Here is a 19133-nt window from a genome sequence, read left to right as displayed (position 1 = left end):
GATCAGCTGCGTTCCTTGCGCTTGGCCTTGGCTTCCTTTTTGAGGGTCTTGTACAGATCCGGGTTGGTCGCCTTCAGGTACTCGGCGACTTCAACGTCGTCCTTCTTGACCTTGTTGATATCGATCTGTTCGATATGCACGAGGCGGAGCAGGGCCTGCACCGGGCGCGGGATGTTGCGACCGCTTTCGTAACGGGAGCCGCCGCTTTGGGTCACGCCGATCTTGGACCAGAACTGCGACTGGTTCATGCCGAGCTTGCGGCGGATCTCGCGAACGTCGAAGTTTTCCGTGTTTTTCATGATTTCGTCCTGTGTTGGGCAGGAAGGCGCTGCGACTGACAACCCGTACGCGATATGCCGACTGCGCTCCCGCTGATTTAGCTCCTACGACTTAAGTTGTAGGATGGACAAAGTATAGATCACTATTCGCAATACATACAACGGCGATATTTGAGCGGATGTTTCAGCGTTGCAGATATCACGGATTGACCGCGCCGTTGTCGTAGTCCTGCAAAGTCCGCCCGCTTTCGCTAGAATCCTAGCCCTTTATCCACAAGCACTTGGATACGACGATGGCACTGATAGTTCAGAAGTACGGCGGCACCTCGGTGGGCAGCCCTGAGCGCATCAAGAACGTCGCCAGCAAGGTGGCGAAGTTCCGCGCGGAGGGCCACCAGGTGGTCGTCGTGGTGTCGGCCATGAGCGGTGAAACCAACCGCCTCATCGCGCTGGCGAAAGATGTTGCGGCCAAGCCCGATCCGCGTGAGCTCGACGTGGTGATTTCCACCGGCGAACAGGTCACGATCGGCCTGCTGTGCATGGCGCTGCAGGACATCGGCGTGCCGGCCAAGAGCTACACCGGCGGCCAGGTGCGCATCCTCACCGACAACGCCCATACCAAGGCCCGTATCCTGAACATCGACGAGGCGCCGATCCGCAAGGATCTCGACAGCGGTTCCGTCGTTGTCGTAGCCGGCTTCCAGGGCGTGGACGAGCACGGCAACATCACCACGCTCGGCCGTGGCGGCTCGGACACCACCGGCGTGGCGCTGGCCGCGGCGTTGAAGGCCGACGAGTGCCAGATCTATACCGACGTCGACGGCGTCTATACCACCGACCCGCGCATCGTCCCCGAAGCCCGCAAGCTGGACACCATCACCTTCGAGGAAATGCTCGAGATGGCCAGCCTGGGCTCCAAGGTGCTGCAGATCCGCTCGGTCGAATTCGCCGGCAAGTACAAGGTCAAGCTGCGCGTCCTCTCGAGCTTCCAGGAAGGAGGAGAGGGCACGCTCATCACCGTTGAGGAAGACAAGAACATGGAACAGCCCGTTATCTCCGGCATCGCCTTCAACCGCGACGAAGCCAAGCTCACCGTGCTCGGCGTGCCCGACAAGCCCGGTATTGCCTACCAGATCCTCGGGCCGATCGCCGACGCCAACCTCGACGTCGACATGATCATCCAGAACGTCGGCCATGACGGCACCACCGATTTCTCCTTTACTGTCGCCCGCGGCGACCTGGACAAGGCGGTTGCCATCCTGGAAGGTGTCAGGAGCCACATCGGCGCGCGCGCGATCGAAGGCGACAAGACCATGTGCAAGGTCTCCATCGTCGGCGTCGGCATGCGTTCGCATCCGGGCGTGGCATCCAAGATGTTCCGTACCCTGGCCGAGGAAGGCATCAACATCCAGATGATCTCCACCTCCGAGATCAAGATCTCGGTGGCGATCGACGAGAAGTACCTGGAACTGGCCGTGCGCGTGCTGCACAAGGCCTTCGGCCTCGACCAGGGCGTCTGAGCGACGTCGTCCGGGCGCTCCCGGCAAGTGCCTGTGATTGCGTCGCTGCGGTTTGCGATGGCACTTGGCAGGAAAGCACTAGGGGATGTCGAACGGAAATTGACCACGCGGGGCGGAATCTATATAGTGCCGCCTTCGTGTTGGAGACGTGGCCGAGAGGTCGAAGGCACTCCCCTGCTAAGGGAGCATGCGGGCTAAAACTCGCATCGAGGGTTCGAATCCCTCCGTCTCCGCCAAGCATCATCAAGAAAGCGCCTTTCGGGGCGCTTTTTTGTTGCCCGCGGCACAGCGTGTTGCCCGCGGGGCCGGGCGAGTGGTGAGGTTGCAAAAACCACAACAACAGTGTGGTTGTGATGAATCAAACATCACTTTTCCCTCGTGCGCCTAGCACAACGCCGCGGAGTCTGGCGCGGTTCGTTTGCGAATAATGATTATTCGCGTGGGCATATATCTTGCGGAATGGGGCGGTCCAAAGCATCCGTGTGCGGCCGCGGCCTGGCTTGCGCTTGCCGTAGCGGATGGCGATGGCGAAGTCATCCTGCCTGATCACCATTCACCGAGAAGAGCCCGCACATGTTTTCCAAGATGCTTACCGGCCTGATGGCCGTCACCCTCAGCCTCCTGGCCGGATCGGCCCTGGCCGGTCCCGACTGGGCCGCCATCGAGCGCGCCCGTGCCGAACGCAAGGCACAGGCAACGGCCAAGCCGGCCCTGGAAGTGGCGGAGCAGAAGGTGCTGCCGGTCAATCATGGTCCTCGCGCGGAGTTCCGCCCGGTGTCGGCTGCGCCGGAAGCGTCGGTCGTGGCGCCGACCAGCGTCGCGCGCCAGTAAGCGCTTGCCGGTGTGCGGCGGGGCGTGCGCTCCGCCCCGCCCGAATGCATCCCGAGGCGGCCCTGGTGGCCGCCTTGTCGTTTGCGGGCCGCGTCGGCGGTTTCGGCCTGCGGATTTTTCATTCTTGCGGTGAATCAAGGATTCCGGCAGCCCTGGCTCCGAGAATGCCTCCGTCACAGACCTCATCCCATCTGAAACGGAGTCACGAGACCATGAGCCGAGAACAAGACAACATGCCGGACGCCCAGCCGGACCAGAGCCGCCGCAGGTTCCTGAATACCGCGGCGGTCGCGGGTCTTGCCGGAGCCAGCATGACTGTAGGCCTGTCGGCCTGCAACCAGGAGAAGAAAGCTGCTCCGGCGGCCGCTGCGCCTGCCGCGGCAGTGGCCGACGACGGCCACGGCCCCCACCTCAAGCCGGGTGAGCTCGACACCTACTACGGATTGTGGAGCGGTGGCCACACCGGCGACTTCCGCGTGCTCGGCCTGCCCTCGGGGCGTGAACTGCACCGCGTGCCCTGCTTCGTGCCGGATGCGCTGGTCGGCTGGGGGATCACCAACGAATCCAAGGCCATCATGGGCACCAAGCCCGACGGCAGCCTGAAATACACCGTCGGCGATACCCACCACACCCATGCGTCCTACAAGGACGGCAACTACGACGGCCGCTACGCCTGGATCAACGACAAGATCAACAGCCGCATCGCCCGTATCAGGCTCGACTACTTCATCTGCGACAAGATCACCGAACTGCCCAATGTGCAGGGCTTCCACGGCATCTTTCCGGACAAGCGCGACCCGGTCGATCCGGCGATCAACTACACCACGCGGGTATTCTGCGGGGCCGAGTTCCATATTCCGCTGCCCAACGACGGTCGCGACATGGAAACGCCGGAGAAGTACCGCACGCTGTTCTCCTGCGTGGATGCGGAGAGCATGGAAGTGCGCTGGCAGGTGCTGATCGACGGCAACTGCGACCTCGTTGCGACGTCCTACGACGGCAAGCTTGCCGCGACCAACCAGTACAACACCGAGGGTGGCTTCCGTTACGAAGGCATGATGTCGGCCGAGCGCGACGCCTGCCTGTTCTTCAACATCGCCCGCATCGAAGCCGCGGTGAAGGCCGGCAAGTTCACCACCTTCGGCAATTCGAAGGTGCCGGTGGTCGATGGCACCCGTGCCGCCAACGCCGACCCCAAGACCGCGCTCACTGCCTATGTGTCGGTGCCGAAAAACCCGCACGGCGTGAATGCCAGCCCGGATGGCAAGTACTTCATCTGCGCCGGCAAGCTGTCGCCGACCGCGACCGTGATCGAACTCGCCAAGGTGCTGGAATGGTTCGAGGGCACGCTGCCCGAACTCGACAAGGCCATCGTCGCCGAGGTCGAGATCGGCCTCGGTCCGCTGCACACTGCGTTCGACGGCCGCGGCAACGCCTACACCACGCTCTTCCTCGACAGCCAGATCGTGAAGTGGAATGTCGACGCGGCAATCAAGTTCCAGGCTGGCGACCAGAACGCCAAGTACGTGGTCGACCGCCTCGACGTCACCTATCAGCCGGGTCATATCAATGCCTCGCAGTCGGAAACCATGTTTGCCGACGGAAAGTGGCTGGCGGTGGGCTGCAAGTTCTCCAAGGACCGCTTCCTGCCGGTCGGCCCGCTGCACGCCGAGACCGAGCAGCTGGTCGACATCTCCGGCGAGAAGATGAAGCTGGTGGCCGATCACCCGGTGCGCCCCGAGCCGCACGACTTCATCATTTTCAAGCGCGAGCTGCTGCGTCCGAAGCAGATCTACGACATGAACGAGTTCCCGCTCGCGGTCAAGGATCAGAAGGAAGCCGGTGTGTTCCGCGAGGGCAAGAAGGTCACGGTGAAGATTGCCTCGCTGGCGCCGGCCTTCGAGCCGCGCGAGTTCAAGGTCAAGCTGGGCGACGAGGTCACCATCATCCTGACCAACCTCGACAAGGTCGAGGACCTGACGCACGGCTTCGCCATCCCGAAGTACAACGTCAATTTCATCGTCAATCCGCAGGAAACCAAGTCCGTCACCTTCAAGGCCGACAAGCTCGGGGTGTACTGGTGCTACTGCACCCACTTCTGCCACGCGCTGCACCTCGAGATGCGCACCCGGATGATCGTGGAAGCCTGATCCTGCATTTGCTGGGTTGTATGGGGTGAGTTTCGAGGGGCCGCGTGCCCCTCGCTTTTTTTCCGTGCGGCGGCGGGGGCGGTCGCCCGGCGGAAATTGACCCGCAACAAGTACAGCCGCCACGGCAGTTTCTAGACTGCCGTCACACCGTCCCCAACGGACCGTACCATGAACATGCCGAACGCCTTCAGAGCGCTGATCGTCCTTATTGTCTTCCTGCTCGCCGCGCCGCTGGTGCGTGCCGATGCCTACGAGGCCAAGCTGCCCGCCGAGCTCAACACCGCACCCAGGCTGTGCGATTACGCGCCCTGCACCGAGGTGCTGCCGGGTGCAAGCACGTTCTCCGAGCGCAAGGGCCGGCCTTTCTACGTCGAGGGCTACGCGGAGGAAGCCGGCAAGCGCCGCCTCGTCGGCTACGTGATGCTCTCGACCGACATCACCGACATCCCTGCCTATTCCGGCAAGCCGGTGGTGACGCTGATCGGCATGGACGCCGCCGGCCGCTTCACCGGCAGCCGCATCCTCAAGCACTCCGAGCCCATCCTGCTGCTAGGCATCCCGGAATCCGCGCTGGTGCGCTTCAACCAGCAGTACCTCGGCAAGTTCGTCGGCGACAACATCGAGATCGGTCATTCGCGGCCGGAAGAGGACATCATCGGGCTGGACGCGATCTCCGGCGCCACCGTCACCGTGATCGCGCAGAACCAGGTGATGATGACCTCCGGCGCGGCGGTGGCGCGCCAGGTCGGCATCCTGGAGCGCACCGTGCGGCCGCCGGCACGCTACCGCGAAACCGGCGCACGGCCCGACTGGGCGGCGCTGGTGAAGGAAGGCAGCGTGCAAAGGCTGACGGTGAAGCCGGAGCAGGTCGGCCTGCCGCGTGGCGACGAACCCTTCATCGAGCTCTGGTTCGGCCATCTCAACCAGCCCGACGTCGGCCGTGCGCTGCTCGGCGACACCAGCTGGAACAACCTGATGGCGCAGCTCAAGCCCAACGAGCAGGCGATCTTCGTGATCCGCAGCGCCGGCAAGGAATCCTTCAAGGGCTCCGGCTTCGTGCGCGGCGGGCTCTACGACCGGGTGCAGGTGCGCCAGGGCCAGGACGCCTTCACCTTCCGCGACCTCGACTACCTCAACCTCTACGGTCTCGCGGCGCCGGGCGCGCCCGCCTTCAACGAGTCGGCGATCTTCATCATCCGCTCGGATGCCTTCTCCGCCGCCTACCCGTGGAAGTTCATCTTCCTCGGCAACCGGGTCGACCGCGAAACCGGCGCGCGCAGCTTCGCCAACTTCGACAGCGAATACTGGCTGCCGGCGCACTACCTCGAAGGCGGCCGCCCCGAGGTGAAGAAGCCGGCGCCGCCGTGGCTGAGGGTGTGGCAGACGCGTACCGTCGAAATCGCCGCCTTCGCCGCGCTGCTGCTGGCGGTGGGCGTGGTCTATGCCCAGCGCGACCGCCTCACGCGCGCCGCTACGCGCACCAACAAGTGGCCGGTCAATGCCTTCAAATACACCGGCTGGGTGATCAGCATCGGTTTCGTCGGCTTCCACCTGATGGCGCAGCCCTCGATCACCCAGGTGCTCACCTGGTTCCACGCGCTGCTGTTCCAGTGGCAGTGGGAGCTCTTCCTCACCGACCCCTTCATCTTCCTGTTCTGGATCTTCATCATCGTCACCGTCTTCCTGTGGGGCCGGGGACTGTTCTGCGGCTGGCTGTGCCCCTTCGGCTCGCTCTCCGAACTGCTCTACAAGATCGGCGGCGCGGCCGGGTTGAAGCGCTGGCAGTTCAAACTGCCCAAGCGCTGGCACAACCGGCTGAAGTGGGTGAAGTACGGCGTGTTCGCCGGCCTGCTGGCGGTGTCGGTGTTCTCGATGGGGCTGGCAGAAATGCTGGCCGAGGTCGAACCCTTCAAGACCACCTTCCTGGTCGGCATCTTCAACCGCAGCTGGCCCTACACCCTGTTCGCCGCCGGCCTGCTCGGGCTGTCGATCTTCACCGAGCGGCCGTTCTGCAAGTACCTGTGCCCGCTCGGCGCCTCGCTGGCAATGCCGACGACCTTCCGCTGGTTCGGCCTCAAGCGCAAGCAGGAATGCACCAGCTGCAAGGCCTGCGCGGTCGGCTGCGGCTCGCAGGCGATCGACGACGACGGCCGCATCGACCAGCGCGAATGCCTGCACTGCCTGGACTGCATGGTGCTGTACACCGACGACCACGCCTGTCCGCCGCTGGTCCAGGAGCGCAAGCGCCGCAGCAAGGCCGGTCTGGCGATCACTCCAATCGGCGCCGACGGCTATTACATCCCGATCAAGCCGGTGCCGGCCGCTAAGGCCGCGGACTGAAGGAGAACGCGAACATGGTCGATCCGAAAATGCTGACCGAGCCGGTGCAGCTGCCCTATGCCGGCGACGACAAGGGCGTGGCCGCGCGGCTGGCGGCGGAGGCCTGGGACCACCTGTGGCCGTGGAGCCGCAGCGGCTTCCAGCGCCAGCGCGCACTGCAGGGCGCCGGCCTAGCGCTCGCGCTGGCGGCGAGCGTGGTGTGGGTGCTGGCGGCGATGGGGCGGCTGGAGGCCGGTGCCGTCATCGGCTGGTGGTTCGGCTGGAGCGTGTTCGAGGTGGTGGTGCGGCTGGGCGCCAAGCCCTACGTCAAGGAAGGCCCGTGGTGGGGCCGGCGCTACCGCGCGGCTTCGCTGATGGACATGCTCTGCTACGTCGGCTTCAAGAACCTGCTGATCGGCGCCGCGCTGTTCCTGGCGCTGAAGTCGCTCGGCCTGCTGGTGGTGTGATCCCGCCATGCGCCGCGCCGTCGTCCGCCTGTTGATCCTCGCCGCCTGCGCCGCACTCGCGCAGGGCGCCGCCGCTGCCACGCTGCAGGTGGCGCCAGGCGAATCCATCCAGGCGGTGCTGGATCGCGCCGAAGCCGGCGATGTGATCGAGGTGGCGCGCGCCCGCTATGAGGAAAACCTGCGCATCACCCGGCCGCTGACCCTGCGCGGCATCGACCGCCCGACGATTTCCGGCGGCGAACGCGGCGACACCATCCGCGTCACCGCCACTGACGTGGTGATCGAAGGCCTGATCGTCGCCGACTCCGGCGGCAGCCTGCGCGAGCAGAACGCAGGCATCTACCTGCAGCCCGGCGCCCACCGCGCGGTGGTGCGCAATTGCGACCTCACCTACAACCTGTTCGGCCTGTGGGTGGAGCAGGCCGACGACGTGCTGATCGAAGGCAACGTCATCACCGGCAAGCGCGACTACCTGTCGTCCCAGCGCGGCAACGGCGTGCAGCTCTACAACACCCGGCGCGCCAAGGTGATCGGCAACGAGGTCAGCTTCGTGCGCGACGCCCTCTACGTAGACGTCACCCACGACGCGGTCTTCCGCGGCAACAAGCTGCACCACAGCCGCTACGGCACCCACTACATGAACTCCTACCGCAACCTGTGGGAGGACAACGACGTATGGATGAACCGCGGCGGCCTGGCGCTGATGGAAGTGCGCGACCAGATCGTGCGCAACAACCGCGTGTGGGCCAATTCCGACCACGGCATCATGCTGCGCACCATCCAGGATGCGGTGGTGGAGAACAACATCGTTGCCGGCAACTCGCGCGGCTTCTTCATCTACGACGCCGAATACAACACCCTGCGCGGCAACCTGCTGGTCGACAACATCGTCGGCGTGCATCTGTGGGCCGGCTCCAAGAACAACCAGGTCGAGCGCAACGACTTCGTCGCCAACCGCGAGCAGGTGCGCTACGTCGGCGCCCGGGACGAATTGTGGGGGATCAAGGAAGGCAACCACTGGAGCAACTATCTTGGCTGGGACCGCAACGGCGACGGCCAGGGCGATGTGCGCTACGAAGCCAACGACCTGGTCGATCGCCTGAGCTGGAAGCACCCGCTGATGAAGCTGCTGCTCGCCAGCCCGGCGGTTCAGACCCTGCGTCTGGTCGGCCAGCAGTTTCCGCTGCTGCGTGCCCCCAGCGTGGTCGACCCCAAGCCGCGCATGCGGCCCGACAAGGACAACTGGAGAGACTGGCGTGGCAAGACTTTCCCTGGTGCGCGCTGAGATGAACGACCCCCACGCTCACTTCGTTCGCTGCCCCCCTAGGGGGCTGCGCCGCCCTTGGGGTGGCCCGGCGGGCGGCGCGGCGCCCGTCTCATACGCCGTGGGTCGCGCCGCGCGCTGTGGCGCAACTGAGATGCGAGCCGATGCCATGACCGACGCCGCCGAGGTGGTGATCGCTGCCCGCGGGGTGCACAAGCACTACGGCGCGGTGCATGCGGTCGACGGCGTCGATCTCGACATCCGCCGTGGCGAACTGTTCGGCCTCATCGGCCACAACGGCGCGGGCAAGAGCACGCTGTTCAAGATGATGCTGGGCCTGATCCCGGCCACCGCGGGCGAGATCCGCATCGCCGGCACCGGGGTCGGCGGGCGCGACTTCCGCGCGGTGCGCCGCAGCGTCGGCTACCTGCCGGAAAACGTGGTGCTCTACGACAACCTCACCGGGCTGGAGACGCTGCAGTTCTTCGCCCGCCTCAAGGGCGCGCCGGCCGCCGACTGCGCGCCGGCGCTGGAGCGCGTCGGCCTCGCCCACGCGGCGCGGCGGCGGGTACGCGAATACTCCAAGGGCATGCGCCAGCGGCTCGGCTTCGCCCAGGCGCTGCTCGGCAAGCCGCAGATCCTGTTCCTCGACGAACCCACCACCGGGCTGGACCCGGAGGCGATCCGCGAGTTCTACGCCATCCTGCGCGGCCTGCGCGCCGAGGGGGTGACCATGGTGCTTACTTCGCACATCCTCGCCGAGATCCAGGAGCGGGTGGATCGCCTCGCCATCATGGCCGCCGGCAAGGTGCAGGCGCTCGGCACCGTGCAGGGCCTGCGCGAGCAGATGGACCTGCCGCTGTGGTTCGAGGTGCAGGTCGCCGACGCCGACTTCGGCGCGGTGCGCGCCGCGCTCGGCCACCTGCCGGTGAGCGCCATCGAGGCGCGCGACGGCCGCGTCGCGGTGCAATGCCGGCGCGAAGCCAAGATGGCGGTGCTGGAAGCGCTCGCCGCGCTCGACGGCAAGGTGCGCGACATCCATGTGCGCGAACCCTCGCTCGAAGACGTGTTCTTCGGCTTTTCGGACTGAGGAGGCGGGCATGGAAATCCGTCAGGTCGCCACCATCGCCGGCAAGGAATTCTGGGACCGCATCCGCAACCGCTGGGTGCTGGCGGTGGCGCTGGTGTTCACCGCCTTCGCGCTGGTCATCGCCTACTTCGGCGCGGCGCAGCAGGGCGCGGTCGGCTTCCGCTCGATCGAGGTCACCATCGCCAGCCTGGTCAGCCTGGTGATCTACCTGATCCCGCTGATCGCGCTGATGCTGGGCTTCGACGCCATCGTCGGCGAGCGCGAGCGTGGCTCGCTCGACCTACTGCTGACTATGCCGATCACCCGCTTCGAGCTCATCCTCGGCAAATACCTCGGGCTGGCCGGCGCGCTGACCTTCTCCACGGTGGCCGGTTTCGGCCTGGTGGCGCTGGTGCTGGCGCGCCAGCTCGATCTGGCCGCGTTGTTCCACTACTTCGGCTTCATGGCGAGTTCGGTGCTGCTGGGCATGGCCTTCCTCAGCCTGGCGGTGATGCTGTCGGTGTTCGCCGCCGACCGCACCCGCGCCTCCGGGCTGGCGATCGCGCTGTGGTTCTTCTTCGTGCTGGTGTTCGACCTGCTGCTGCTCGGCGCGCTGGTGCTCACGGGCGACAGCTACGGCGGCGAGATCTATCCCTACCTGCTGCTGGCTAATCCGGCCGACGTGTTCCGCATCCTCAACATCTTCAGCCTGGACGACGTGCGCACGCTCTACGGCCTCGCCACGGTGTTCCCGCCGGCGCTCGCCCAGCCCTGGCTGCTCGGTGCGGTAATGGCCGGCTGGATCGCCGCGCCGCTGGGCATCGCCGCCTGGCGCTTCCACAAGTGAGAACGATCATGACCCCCACGCCCCTCCGTCGCCTGCTGCTCGTCGCGCTCACATCCGGCCTGCTCGTCGCCTGCGGCCAGCCCGCCGACGAGGCGCCGGCCTCGCTGGTGGTCGAAATCGACCAGAGCACCGCCTGCGCGCTCGACGGCATGCTGCTCGCCGACTATCCCGGCCCCAAGGCGCAGATCCACTACGAGGGCCGCGCCGAACCCGATTTCTTCTGCGATACGGTGGAGATGTTCTCCATTTACCTCAAGCCCGAACAGGTGCGCGGCGTGCGCGCGCTCTACGTGCAGGACATGGGCAAGGCCAACTGGGACGAACCGCGCGGTCACTGGATAGACGCCAAGGCCGCCTGGTACGTGCACGGCTCCAAGCGCAAGGGCTCGATGGGGCCGACCATCGCCAGCTTCGGCAGTGAGGCGGACGCGCAGAAGTTCGTCGCCGAGTACGGCGGCAAGGTCTACCGCTTCGAGGCGGTGACGCCCGAGATGGTGGCGCTCGACGGCGGCGCGCTGCACGACCAGCGGATGTAGTCGCATGCAACTCAGCCGCCGCCTGCCTTCGCTGCGCCTGCCGGTCAGGCGTATTGGCTTGTTGTCCGCTGCCGTCTGCGTGCTCGCGGGCGCCGCCTACGCATGGAGTGCTCACAAGCCGGCAGCCGAAGCAGACGCGGCGTTGCCGCCCGACGTCTGCATCGTCCGCCCCGGCGCGCCTTTCCCCGGCGCGGTGCACGCCTACGATCCGGCTTCGGGCTTGGCGATGCTGGCGGCGCGGCCGGTGCCCGCCCATGCCCGCTGCGCGGTGTGCGGCATGTTTCCGGCGCGCCATCCCGATTGGGCGGCGCAGCTGATCACCGACAATGGCGACGCCTGGTTCTTCGATTCACCGGTGGACATGCTGCTTTTCCTCGCCGACAGCGCGCGCTACACCCGCGGCATCGCCATCGGCGCCATCGCGGCGCGCTACGTCAGCGACCACGCCGGCGGCGGCTGGGTGGCGGCCGACGAAGCCTGGTTCGTGCACGGCTCCTCGGCCACCGGCCCGATGCGCGGGCCGGACCTCCCTGCCTTCGCCAGCCGCGCCGCGGCCGAGGCGCTGGCTGCGGCGCAGGGCGGCCGTGTGCTGCGCTTCGCCGAACTCGACGCCACGCTCGTCGCCGCCCTGCGCCAGACCTATCCCGCGCACTGAGCAGCGCGGGCACTGGTAAGCTGCGCGCCTTCCCCATCCGTCAGGCCCGCGACATGGACCAGCGCATCGTCGGCTACCACCTCGACGAGGAAAACCACTGGGTGGCCGAACTGGAGTGTGGCCACTTCCAGCACGTGCGTCACGATCCGCCCTGGCAGAACCGGCCGTGGGTGGCGACGGACGCTGGCCGCAAAGCCATGCTCGGTCATCGCCTCGCCTGCAAGAAGTGCGATGCAGGGGCGCCGCCGGACAGCTGCTAGACCGCGTCCGCCGGCAGGATCTGCCAGGCGCTGCCCGATATGAGTAGCTAATCGCCCCATTCTGGGGCGTTTGTGGGCTTTTGATGGACAAATGCACGATGTTGGTGCATATTCCCGGCCCGCTGTCGTCCCGTCCGACGCTGTCTGCTCGTTTCGATTCAGCGGCGCTGGCGGTCCCATCGCGGACCGCTTCCGCCTGTGCCGCAGCGGGAAAGCGCGCGGCAGCCGATCTATTTTCGTCCTTTTCGAACCCCCGTCCAATCCGGCATGCGTGCCGGACCGCAGCCGCGAGCATGGCCACCAGCACCGCCCTCCGTCCATCGGCGAAATCCGCCGGCGATCTACGTCCGCAATGGCTGCGCTTCGTGCTGCCGCTGCTTGCCGTGTCCTTGCTGATGGGGGTGACAGGGGTGGTCGGCTATCGCTACCTGAGCGAGGAGATCCGCCGCGAGACCCATCGCACGCTGGTAGCGATCGCGGAGCAGAAGCGGCAACTGATCGAAGACGCGCTCGCCGAGACGAGTGCCGACGCCGAGCTGTTCTTTGCCCGCCATACCCAGCTCGAAACGCTGTTCGGCCAGTGGCTGAGCGGTGGCCGGCGCGACGCGGCCCTGCTGGAGCGGATGCGCTTCCTCATGGACAAGCTCACGCGGACACGCGGCTGGGGCGGGCTGGCGGTGATCGACAGCGAAGGGCGCCCGGCGGTGGTGGTCGGCGAGGCGGACATCAGCCAGCATGCCGCCCTGATCCGCGACGTGCTGCGCAGGCCGCGCGTCGAATTGGTCGATCTGCACCGTGACGCACGGGGCGTGGCGCATTACGGCGTACTGGCGCCCATCGGCAGCGCGGGCGCGCCGCCGCAGGGGGTGGCTTACCTCAGTTGGCGGGCCGACCGCGCCCTGTATCCGCTGGTCGAGTCGTGGCCGGTGCCGACCCGCAGCGCCGAGACCTATCTCGTCCGGCGCGACGGCGAAGGGGTGCGCTTCCTCACGCCGCTACGCCATCTGCAGGATGCTGCGCTGTCGCTGACCCGTCCGCTGGATGCGCCCGATCTGCCCGCCGCGCGCGCCGCGCAAGGCGAACTCGGCATCCTTTCCGGCGGGCGCGACTATCGCGGCGTGCCGGTACTTGCCTACGCGTCGCCGGTCGCCGGAACGCCCTGGCTGATGCTGGCCGAGATCGACGAAGTCGAGGCCTATGCCGGTATCCGGTCGATGGCCTGGGCCACCGGCCTGGTCATGGGGCTGGGCCTGCTGCTGGTCTATTCGGCGGGTTACCTGCTGTGGCGTCGCAGCCGCCAGCGCCAGGAGCTGGCCACGCTGCAGGCCCAGCGGGCGGCCGAAGCCCGCTTCCGCGTCATCTTCGAGCAGGCGCCGCTGGGCATCGTGCTGCTCGATGCGCACAGCGGCTGCATCACCGAGGCCAACTGGCGCTACGCCGACATCGTCGGCTACACGCCCGACAGGCTGGTCGGGCTCGATCCGCTGAGCCTGACCCATCCCGACGACGTCGACGACAGCCGCGACCACATTGCCCGCCTGAACGCCGGCACGCTGGCTGGCTACCGCATCAACAAGCGCTACCTGCGGCTCGACGGCACGGTGGTGTGGGCCAGCCTGACCTGCGCCCCGGTCCAGGTCGAGGCCGAGGAGGCGCCGCGCTATCTCTTCATCGTCGAGGACATCACCGCGCGCCGGCAGATGGAGGAGCAGCTGCGCCAGGCTTACGACGCCGCCGAAGCCGCCAACGCCGCCAAGAGCGAATTCCTCGCGCACATGAGCCACGAGATCCGCACGCCGATGAATGCGGTGCTCGGTCTCGCCCAGGTGCTGGAGCGCGAACCGCTGGCCGCGAATCAGCGCGAGATGGTCGAACGCATACGCAGCGCGGGCCAGTCGCTGCTTGCCATCCTCAATGACGTGCTCGACCTTTCCAAGATCGAGGCCGGCCAGTTGCGCCTCGAAATCCGGCCCTTCGACCTCGGCGGCCTGCTCGCCAATCTCGACAGCCTGATGGGCCAGGCGGCCAGGGCCAAGGGACTGGTGCTGCGCATCGAGGAAGCCTCGCCGCTGCCGAGCGGCCTGCTGCTCGGCGACGGGCTGCGGCTGGAACAGGTGCTGTTCAACCTCACCGGCAACGCCATCAAGTTCACCGGGCAGGGTACGGTGACGGTGTCCGTCCGCCTGCAGCCGGCCGGCGAGTCCGCACTGCGTTTGCGCATCGAGGTGCGCGACACCGGCATCGGCATTGCCCCCGCGGTCAGGGCCCGGCTGTTCCTGCCCTTTGCCCAGGCCGACGCCGGCATTGCCCGCAGTTTCGGCGGTACCGGTCTGGGCCTGTCCATCTGCAAGCGCCTGGTGGAGCTGATGGGGGGCGAGATCGGCGTCGACAGCAAGCCGGGCGAGGGCAGCACCTTCTGGTTCGAACTGCCCTTGCAGCGCGCGGCCGAAGGCGAGCAGCCGGTCGCGGCGGTGCGTTCAGCACCATCCGGTCCGCGCCTGTCGGGCGCACACCTGCTGGTGGTGGACGACAGCGCCATGAACCGGGACCTGGTGGCGCGCGCGCTCAAGCTGGAGGGCGCCACCGCCACGCTGGCGGCCGACGGCCAGCAGGCGGTCCAACTGCTCAAGACCGACGCCACGCGTTACGACGCGGTGCTGATGGACGTGCAGATGCCGGTGATGGACGGCCTGACCGCGACCCGGCTGATACGCAGCGAGCTTGGTCTGCTCGACCTGCCCGTCATTGCCTTCACCGCCGGCGTGCGCGACGAACAGCAGGCGGCAGCGCGTGCGGCGGGCGCGAACGACGTGCTTGCCAAACCGATGGATCTGGACGAGATGGCGGTGCTGCTGGCGGGGTGGGTCCGCCCGCGGACGGAGGCAGTCGCCACCGCGGCACAATGCGCGGTGGCCGACGCCGGATGCGCGGAACCGGCGCAGCCCGCCGTGGCAGCAGCCGATGATGCCGACGTTTTCCCGCACATCGCCGGCATCGATCGCGACCGCGCCGTGCAGCGTCTCGGCGGCGACCGCGCCATGTTCCTCAGCCTGCTGGAGATGTTCGTCGAGGACAATGCCGACGCTGCCGAATGCGCGCGGCGCGAGCTGGCCGCGGGCCAGCGCGACAAGGCGGCCCGGCGCATGCACACCCTGGCCAGCAACGCCGGCTTCCTGTGCGCGCTGGAGCTGATGGAGTCGGCGCGCGCGCTGGAAGGCGCGATCGACCGCGGCGAGACGGCGCTGGATGCCCGGTTTGCCGCCGTCGCCGGTCAGATTGCCGAGGTGGTCGACGCCAGCGCCGCCTGGCGCTGACGCACGATACCGGCGCTGCCTCCGCCGGGCCGGAACGCTCAGGCGTCCAACGCCGCTGCCGGGCCGAAGAACTCGTAGTGCGTCCGTTCGGCCGGCACGCCGAGCGCCGCCAGGTGCTTCTTCACCAGCGCCATGAAGGGCTTGGGGCCGAGGAAGTAGGCATCCAGCACGGCCGGGTCGGGCAGCCAGTCGCGCAGCTGCTCGCGGGTGAGGAAACCCTCGCCATGCGCCTGGTCGCCACGGCGCGGTTCGCTGTAGCAGTAGAAGCGCTTGAGCGCCGGGTGGCGCTCGGCGAGCGCGTCCACCCAGTCGCGGAAGGCGTGCACGCCGCCGTGGCGGGCGCAGTGGATGAAGTGCACTTCGCGGCCGCCGGCCAGCGCGGCTTCCAGCATCGGCAGCGTCGGCGTGATGCCGACCCCGGCGGTGATCAGCGCCAGCGGACGGTCGCCGTCCTTCAGCTTGAAGTCGCCGGTGGGCGGATAGAGCGCCAGCACGTCGCCTTCGTTCACCGCGTCGTGCAGGTGGCCGGACACCTTGCCGCCGGCCTCGCGTTTGACGCTGATGCGGTAATCGATGCCATTGGGCGCCGCCGACAGCGAGTAGTTGCGGCGCATTTCGTCGCCGCCGATGTTCAGTCTGATGCCGATGTACTCGCCCGGCTGGTGGCGCAGGACCGGCTTGCCGTCCGCCGGCACGAGGTAGAAGGAGGTGATCTCCTCGCTCTCGCGCTCCTTGCGGGCGACGCGGAATGCGCGCTCGCCGCGCCAGCCGCCGTCGGCCGCGGCGTGTTCCGCGTAGACGGCTTCCTCTGCGCCGATCAGCAGGTCGGCGAGCTGGCCGTAGGCCGCCGCCCAGGCTTCGATCACGGCGTCGGTGGCGATTTCGGCGCCGAGCACTTCGCGGATCGCGCGCAGCAGGCAGCTGCCGACGATGGGGTAGTGCTCCGGCAGCACCTGCAGCGACACGTGCTTGTGCACGATCTGGCCGACCAGCGGGCCGAGCGCGTCGAGCCGGTCGATGTGCTTGGCGTACATCAGCACGCCGTTGGCGAGCGCGCGGGGTTGGTCGCCGCTGGCCTGGTGCGCTTGGTTGAACAGCGGGCGCACCTGCGGGAACTCGTTCAGCATGATGCCGTAGAAGTGCTTGGTGAGCGCCTCGCCGCCGGTTTCGAGCAGCGGTACGGTGGCCTTGATGATGTCGCGGTGTTGCTGGCTCAGCATGGTCTCTCCTGGGGATTTTCGCTTGTAGGACGCACCGCCTTGGGCGGCAATGCGCGAAGGCGATGTAGATCAGGTTTCGTGCCAGGATGAAAAACCCGTAAGATCAGTTGCTTGAAAAGTGAAGGAGTCAATCTGACAGCGCTGCAGCGTTGTCGAAATAACTCTTTAAGTGTCGATATGACAACAAATCCGCTGCTGTTCACGCTGATCCCGCTGGTAGACGACCTGGCTCGCGAGCTACCCGAACAGGAACGCTACCGCCGCCTGCTGGAGGCACTGCGCACGCTGCTGCCCTGCGACGCCACCGCCTTGCTGCGCCTGGAGGGCGACACCCTGCTACCACTGGCGATCAACGGTCTCAGCCCGGATACCCTGGGCCGGCGTTTCCGGGTGGCCGATCATCCGCGCTTCGCCGCCTTGCTCGGCGGCGATGGGCCGACCCGCTTCGCTGCGGATTCGCCGCTGCCCGATCCCTATGACGGCCTGGTGCAGGGCGCACAGCTCGAGGTGCACGACTGCCTCGGCTGCCCGCTCTTTCTCGATGGCCGGCCCTGGGGTCTGCTGACGCTGGATGCGCTCGATCCGCGCCGCTTCGCCGACGCCGACCTGGAAATGCTGGAGAACTTCGCCAGCCTGGCCGCCGCCACGGTGCGCGCGGCCCAGCGCATCGACGCACTCGCCCGCAGCGAGGCCGACGCCAGGGCCCGCGCCGAAATCTATCGCCAGGCGGCGGGGCAGGCGCCGGCGCACCAGCTGATCGGCCACAGCGCCGTCTTCCGCCGGCTGCAGAAGGAGATCGCGGTGGTGGGCGACAGCGATCTCACCGTACTCGTCAACGGCGAAACCGGGGTCGGCAAGGAACTGGTAGCGCAAGCCATCCACGCCCATTCGCCGCGCGCGGGGCGGGTGCTGGTGAGCGTGAACTGTGCGGCGCTGCCGGAAAACCTGGTGGAAAGCGAACTCTTCGGCCATGTGCGCGGCGCCTTCTCCGGCGCCGTCAGCGACCGCCGCGGCAAGTTCGCGCTGGCCGATGGCGGTACGCTCTTCCTCGACGAGGTCGGCGAGCTGCCGCTGCCGGCCCAGGCCAAGCTGCTGCGGGTGCTGCAGGGCGGCCAATTGCAGCGGCTGGGGTCGGACCAGGAGCAGACGGTGGATGTGAGGGTGATCGCCGCCACCAACCGCGACCTTGCCGACGAGGTGCGCAGCGGGCGTTTCCGCGCCGACCTCTATCACCGCCTCTGCGTCTATCCGCTGCGGGTGCCGCCGCTGCGCGAACGCGGCCGCGACGTGCTGTCGCTGGCCGGCTTCTTCCTTGAACAGAACCGCGCCCGGCTCGGCCTGCGCGGCATCCGGCTGGCGGCCGATGCGCAGGCGGCGCTGCTGGCCTACGACTGGCCCGGCAATGTGCGCGAGCTCGAACACCTGATCGGCCGCGCGGCGCTCAAGGCGCTCGCCGCCCAGGCCGAACGGCCGCGCATCCTCAACCTGGGTGCGGCCGACCTGGAACTGCCGCTGGCGGCGAAGGTGGAGGAGGCGGCCGGCCACACCGCGGCCACGACGGGGCCGACCGAACTGCGCGTCGCGGTCGAGCAGCTGCAGCGCAGCATGGTCGCCGCCAGCCTCGCCCGCCAGGGCGACAACTGGGCGGCGGCCGCACGCGAACTCGGCATCGACCGCGCCAACCTGCTCCGGCTGGCGAAGCGGCTCGGACTGCGCTGAGCCCGGCGCCGCGCGGTGCCGGCTTGTTACTCCGATTTGGAAACGAGGTAGTCCACCGCCGACTTGACCTCGTCGTCGGTCAGCGTGGCCGCGCCGCCGCGCGCCGGCATCATGCCCTTCTGGCCGGTGAAGCCTTCGAGCGCATGCTTGTACAGCGTGTCCTTGCCCTGGGCGATGCGCGGGCCCCAGTCGGCCTTGTCGCCCGGCTTGGGTGCGCCGGCGACGCCGGCAGCGTGGCACATGGCGCACACCTTCTTGTAGACGCTCTCGCCTGTGGTGTTCTGCGCCACCGCAGGCGCAGGGGCCGGTGCGGGAGCGGCGGCGGTCGGGGCTGCCGGGGCCGGGCTGGCCGGCGGGCTGCTTTCCTGCTGGCCACAGGCGGCGAGCAGGCTGGTAAGGAGGGCGGCGGCGAGCAGGCTGCGTTTCATGGAGGACTCCGTTTCTCTGATGATCGGGGGGATCGCGTCGGCCCGATACGTTCGGGGCTGGCGTCGAGCTGGAGCCATGCTACGAAACCGCGTGCGAAAAGTGCTTGATTCGGGTCAAAATTGGCCCCCCGCGGCGCAACGAGGCGTTCCGCGGGCTTGATCGGCGTCATATCCGCGGCTGCCGCGCCTGCGCTCCAATGCGCATGTGGCGCATGCCGCGGACGCCCTGCGCGTGTCGCCGAGCGACTGCGATTCC

Annotated in this window: 16 protein-coding genes and 1 tRNA gene; 14 read left to right on the top strand and 3 right to left on the bottom strand. The window is 67.4% G+C overall.

Going from position 1 to position 19133, the window contains the following annotated elements:
• Nucleotides 1-2 precede the first annotated feature (2 nt).
• Nucleotides 3-299: a DNA-binding transcriptional regulator gene (locus CJ010_RS19310; RefSeq protein WP_141019559.1), complete on the bottom strand. Its 297-nt coding sequence runs from the start codon at nucleotides 297-299 to the stop codon at nucleotides 3-5.
• Nucleotides 300-571: 272 nt separating this feature from the next.
• Here CJ010_RS19310 and CJ010_RS19305 point away from each other — a divergent pair, with 272 nt between their 5' ends.
• The 13 genes from CJ010_RS19305 (at nucleotide 572) to CJ010_RS19245 (ending at nucleotide 15510) form a co-directional block, all read left to right on the top strand.
• Complete coding sequence (locus CJ010_RS19305; protein WP_141019558.1) at nucleotides 572-1798, top strand: aspartate kinase; 1227 nt, start codon at nucleotides 572-574, stop codon at nucleotides 1796-1798.
• A 142-nt stretch (nucleotides 1799-1940) separates the two neighbouring features.
• A tRNA-Ser gene (locus tag CJ010_RS19300) sits at nucleotides 1941-2034 on the top strand.
• Between the two features lie 337 nt (nucleotides 2035-2371).
• Nucleotides 2372-2629 (top strand): hypothetical protein, encoded by a 258-nt coding sequence (locus CJ010_RS19295; protein ID WP_141019557.1) that lies wholly within the window; start codon nucleotides 2372-2374, stop codon nucleotides 2627-2629.
• 212 nt (nucleotides 2630-2841) lie between these two features.
• The gene (gene nosZ / locus CJ010_RS19290; RefSeq protein WP_141019556.1) at nucleotides 2842-4779 is read left to right on the top strand and encodes a TAT-dependent nitrous-oxide reductase; all 1938 of its coding nucleotides are present in this window, start codon (nucleotides 2842-2844) and stop codon (nucleotides 4777-4779) included.
• Nucleotides 4780-4947: 168 nt separating this feature from the next.
• Nucleotides 4948-7119 carry a NosR/NirI family protein gene (locus CJ010_RS19285; RefSeq protein ID WP_141019555.1) on the top strand — a complete coding sequence of 724 codons (2172 nt, stop codon included), beginning with the start codon at nucleotides 4948-4950 and terminating at the stop codon, nucleotides 7117-7119.
• Between the two features lie 14 nt (nucleotides 7120-7133).
• Nucleotides 7134-7565 (top strand): transcription regulator, encoded by a 432-nt coding sequence (locus CJ010_RS19280; RefSeq protein ID WP_141019554.1) that lies wholly within the window; start codon nucleotides 7134-7136, stop codon nucleotides 7563-7565.
• Between the two features lie 7 nt (nucleotides 7566-7572).
• Entirely contained in the window at nucleotides 7573-8850 is a 1278-nt protein-coding gene (locus CJ010_RS19275; RefSeq protein ID WP_141019553.1) for a nitrous oxide reductase family maturation protein NosD, read from the top strand.
• A 148-nt stretch (nucleotides 8851-8998) separates the two neighbouring features.
• The gene (locus CJ010_RS19270) at nucleotides 8999-9919 is read left to right on the top strand and encodes an ABC transporter ATP-binding protein (protein ID WP_240794414.1); all 921 of its coding nucleotides are present in this window, start codon (nucleotides 8999-9001) and stop codon (nucleotides 9917-9919) included.
• Between the two features lie 10 nt (nucleotides 9920-9929).
• Nucleotides 9930-10745: an ABC transporter permease gene (locus CJ010_RS19265; protein WP_141019551.1), complete on the top strand. Its 816-nt coding sequence runs from the start codon at nucleotides 9930-9932 to the stop codon at nucleotides 10743-10745.
• An 8-nt stretch (nucleotides 10746-10753) separates the two neighbouring features.
• Nucleotides 10754-11281 (top strand): nitrous oxide reductase accessory protein NosL, encoded by a 528-nt coding sequence (locus CJ010_RS19260; protein ID WP_141019550.1) that lies wholly within the window; start codon nucleotides 10754-10756, stop codon nucleotides 11279-11281.
• Nucleotides 11282-11285: 4 nt separating this feature from the next.
• A complete protein-coding gene (locus CJ010_RS19255; RefSeq protein WP_141019549.1) occupies nucleotides 11286-11936 on the top strand; it encodes a nitrous oxide reductase accessory protein NosL in 651 nt (216 codons plus the stop codon).
• A 53-nt stretch (nucleotides 11937-11989) separates the two neighbouring features.
• On the top strand, nucleotides 11990-12196 hold the full coding sequence (locus CJ010_RS19250; protein ID WP_141019548.1) for a DUF3565 domain-containing protein: 207 nt from the start codon (nucleotides 11990-11992) through the stop codon (nucleotides 12194-12196).
• A 293-nt stretch (nucleotides 12197-12489) separates the two neighbouring features.
• Nucleotides 12490-15510: an ATP-binding protein gene (locus CJ010_RS19245; protein ID WP_141019547.1), complete on the top strand. Its 3021-nt coding sequence runs from the start codon at nucleotides 12490-12492 to the stop codon at nucleotides 15508-15510.
• Between the two features lie 38 nt (nucleotides 15511-15548).
• Here CJ010_RS19245 and hmpA read toward each other — a convergent pair whose 3' ends face one another.
• On the bottom strand, nucleotides 15549-16730 hold the full coding sequence (gene hmpA, locus CJ010_RS19240) for an NO-inducible flavohemoprotein (RefSeq protein WP_141019546.1): 1182 nt from the start codon (nucleotides 16728-16730) through the stop codon (nucleotides 15549-15551).
• Between the two features lie 177 nt (nucleotides 16731-16907).
• Between hmpA and norR the strand changes: the two genes are divergently transcribed.
• On the top strand, nucleotides 16908-18449 hold the full coding sequence (gene norR, locus CJ010_RS19235) for a nitric oxide reductase transcriptional regulator NorR (RefSeq protein WP_141019545.1): 1542 nt from the start codon (nucleotides 16908-16910) through the stop codon (nucleotides 18447-18449).
• 26 nt (nucleotides 18450-18475) lie between these two features.
• On the opposite strand, the gene CJ010_RS19230 is transcribed toward norR, so the two are convergent.
• Nucleotides 18476-18877, bottom strand: coding sequence for a cytochrome c5 family protein (locus tag CJ010_RS19230; protein ID WP_141019544.1), 402 nt, complete (start codon nucleotides 18875-18877; stop codon nucleotides 18476-18478).
• Nucleotides 18878-19133 lie beyond the last annotated feature (256 nt).

The organism is Azoarcus sp. DD4 (assembly GCF_006496635.1).
In the GTDB taxonomy this organism is placed as follows: Bacteria; Pseudomonadota; Gammaproteobacteria; order Burkholderiales; family Rhodocyclaceae; genus Azoarcus.
Note: the sequence above shows the minus strand (reverse complement) of the source record. Positions and strands in the feature narration are given on the sequence as shown.